2 protein-coding genes and 1 pseudogene are annotated in these 3,065 nt (G+C 74.8%); 1 reads left to right on the top strand and 2 read right to left on the bottom strand.

From position 1 onward, the window contains the following. Positions 1 to 260 precede the first annotated feature (260 nt). A complete protein-coding gene (locus QZX64_RS01080; RefSeq protein ID WP_295656246.1) occupies positions 261 to 1,433 on the top strand; it encodes a pyridoxal phosphate-dependent aminotransferase in 1,173 nt (390 codons plus the stop codon). 12 nt (positions 1,434 to 1,445) lie between these two features. Here QZX64_RS01080 and QZX64_RS01075 read toward each other — a convergent pair whose 3' ends face one another. Both QZX64_RS01075 and QZX64_RS01070 read right to left on the bottom strand, forming a co-directional pair. Then, positions 1,446 to 2,486 (bottom strand): hypothetical protein, encoded by a 1,041-nt coding sequence (locus tag QZX64_RS01075; protein ID WP_295656245.1) that lies wholly within the window; start codon positions 2,484 to 2,486, stop codon positions 1,446 to 1,448. Between the two features lie 178 nt (positions 2,487 to 2,664). Then, positions 2,665 to 3,065: pseudogene (locus QZX64_RS01070) on the bottom strand (ATP-dependent chaperone ClpB); the annotation flags it as partial.

The raw sequence follows: 3,065 nt of genomic DNA, 5'->3' as shown, positions 1-3,065 counted from the left end.
TCGACCCGGCCTCCGGGGCCGCCACGGAGTCCTCGCCGTCCCGCCAGGTCCTCTCGACCCGCTCGACGAGCTCGGTGTGCTTGCGCGCCGACACCCAGGTGGTGCCGTACATCTGCCAGCCGACCCAGGGGAGCATGCCGGCGCCCGCGACGACATGAGCAGGCCGACGACGGTGACGACCCGACCACGGCGCCGCGAGGCCACCGCCGGCTGGGAAGTCATGCGGCGCAGTGTAGGCAGCGGGTCGTTAGGGTCGCCGCATGTCGAGAAGAACGCCCGTCGCCCGCCGGCTCCGCGACGTGCCGCCCACGATCTTCTCCGAGATGTCGGCGCTGGCCCTGCGCACCGGCGCGGTCAACCTCGGCCAGGGCTTCCCCGACGTCGACGGTCCGCCCGCGGTCATCGCCGCCGCCGTGGAGGCGCTGCAGGGCGGCAGCAACCAGTACGCCCCCGGGCCCGGCGTGCCCGCGCTGCGTCGGGCGGTCGCCGCGCACCAGCGCCGGCACTACGGCCTGGAGGTCGACCCCGACACCGAGGTGGTGGTCACGACCGGCTGCACCGAGGCCGTCGCCGCGGCCATGCTGGGGCTGGTCGAGCCGGGCGACGAGGTCGTCGTGCTCGAGCCCTACTACGACTCCTACGTGGCGACCATCGAGATGGCCGGAGGGGTACGCCGGCCCGTGACGCTGCGCGCCCCCGACTTCCGCCTCGACGCCGACGCCCTGCGCGCGGCCGTGGGTCCGCGCACCCGGTTCGTGCTGCTCAACAGCCCGCACAACCCGACCGGCACCGTGCTGACCCCCGAGGAGCTGCGGGCCGTGGCCGACGTGGCGATCGAGCACGACCTGGTCGTCATCACCGACGAGGTCTACGAGCACCTGGTCTTCGAGGGCCGCTCCCACGTGCCGATCGCCACGCTGCCGGGGATGTGGGAGCGCACGCTCACCCTGTCGAGTGCCGGCAAGAGCTACTCGTTCACGGGCTGGAAGGTGGGCTGGGCCACCGGCCCCGCCGATCTCGTGGGCGCGGTCCTGGCCGCCAAGCAGTGGCTCACCTTCACCTCCGGCTCGCCGCTGCAGCCGGCGGTCGCGGTGGCGCTCGAGGAGGAGCCCGACTTCCCCGCCCGGCTCGCCCGCTCGCTCGAGCGCCGGCGCGACCTGCTCTGCGCCGGCCTCGCCGGGGCCGGCCTCACGCCCCGGGTGCCGGAGGGCACCTACTTCGCCACTACCGACATCTCGCACCTCGGCTGGACCGACGGCCTCGCCTTCTGCCGGTCGCTGCCCGAGCGGGCCGGGGTCGTGGCGGTCCCGACCCAGGGCTTCCACGACGACGCCGAGGCGGGTCGGCAGCTGGTGCGCTGGGCGTTCTGCAAGGAGGAGGACGTCATCGCCGAGGGGCTCCGGCGCCTCGCGGGCGCCGACCTCACCGCCTGAGCCGGCAGCGGGTCAGCGCGAGGCGAACCACGCGCGCACCTCGGGCCGGCGCATCAGGGCCACCACGACGACGGCCGCCAGAGCAGGCACCGCGAGCGCCCCGGAGGCCAGGCTGCCGACGAGGCAGAAGACCGCCGTGGCCACCGACGAGACCGTGAGGGCCCGCGCGGCCGGGGTGTTGCGATGCAGCATCACCGCTGCGCACACGCAGGCGAGCCCGGCCCACAGGGCGACCAGCCCTCCCATGACGTACGTGGCGGCGACCAGCGCGGACTCGGTGACCCCCTGGTCGGCGAGCTCGGGGTTCTGCCGGGCCACCTCGTCGAGCACCAGGTCGGGCGAGGACGCCACCACGGCGATGGCCGCGAGCGACGACACGAGCGCGAAGCCCGCGACCACCCACGTGACGATCGCCGCCACCACCACGGTGCCGGGCCGCCGTGCCGGGGCCCGCACCGGGGCCGGCGCTCCGGCCGGGACGGCCATCGTGGTCGCCCCCTGGCCGAAGGCCTGGAACGGCCTGGGCCCGCCGGTGGGCGGCACCGGGGGCTGCTCGGCCACCGGCGGGGGCCACACCGCGGAGCGCCGGGCGTCGTCACGCTCGGGCTGGGGCGGCGCGGCCTTGCCGTCGAACCAGTCGCGGGCCGGCTGCAGCCACAGCACCAGGGCGGCCACCGCCACCAGGGAGGACATGAACCCGCCCGCGACGATCCCGGTGAGGAACAGCGGCACCGCGAGCACCGCGAGCACCACCCGGGCACCACGGTGGCGCTGCAGGACGTAGAACCCGAGCACGGCGGCCGCGGTGGCACAGACGGCGGCGACCAAGGCACTGACGTGCATGACCGTCAGCACGTCCTCGACCGAGAGGCCCAGGCCGCTGCCGGGCGGCTCGGCGAGGAAGTCCTCGACGGCGGTGCGGGAGTCCAGCGTGCGCAGGCCGGCGACCGCCTCGTAGCCGGTGACGACGACGAAGGCCGATCCGAGCATGATCATCCACGCTGCCCACGTCACCTGACGGGGTCGCGGGAGGGTCTTGCCGGAGTCGCTCACGCCACCATTCCACCATTCACCGACAAGGTCCGCCGCACCGGCGCTGCACCCCCGGGCCGGCGTCAGTCGACCCGCGTGACCAGCGAGCAGTCGCGGAGGAGCGCCGCGACGTCGTCGAGCACCGGGTGCGCCATCGCGGTCCGCGTCTGCACCGGGCCGCGGACCCTCGCCGCGCCGCTCACCCCTCCGCCTTCAGCACGAGCCCGTCGGCGCCGACGTCGACGCTCACCGAGCCACCGTCGGTGACCTCGCCCCCGATGAGCATCCGGGCCAGCGGGTCGCCGATCGCGCTCTGGACCAGCCGGCGCAGCGGGCGGGCGCCGTACGCCGGGTCGTAGCCGGTCTCGGCGAGCCAGGCCCGCGCCTCCTCGGACACCGAGATGGCGATCCGGCGGACCGCCAGCCGCTTCTCCAGCAGCACCAGCTGCAGGTCCACGATGTGGGTCAGCTCGTCGCGGCCGAGCGCGTCGAACAGCACGACCTCGTCGAGGCGGTTGAGGAACTCCGGCTTGAAGTGCGCCCGGACGACGCCCATCACCGAGTCCTTCTTGACCTCGGGGTCCAGCGTCGGGTCGACCA

It is taken from the genome of uncultured Nocardioides sp. (assembly GCF_902805925.1).
GTDB lineage: Bacteria > Actinomycetota > Actinomycetes > Propionibacteriales > Nocardioidaceae > Nocardioides.
The sequence above is the reverse complement of the archived record's forward strand: the minus strand, read 5'-3'. Positions and strand labels throughout refer to the sequence as shown.

Excerpts from the sequence above, each read along its gene's own strand:
- QZX64_RS01080 (WP_295656246.1), top strand. The coding sequence starts at position 261 with ATGTCGAGAAGAACGCCCGTCGCCCGCCGGCTCCGCGACGTGCCGCCC.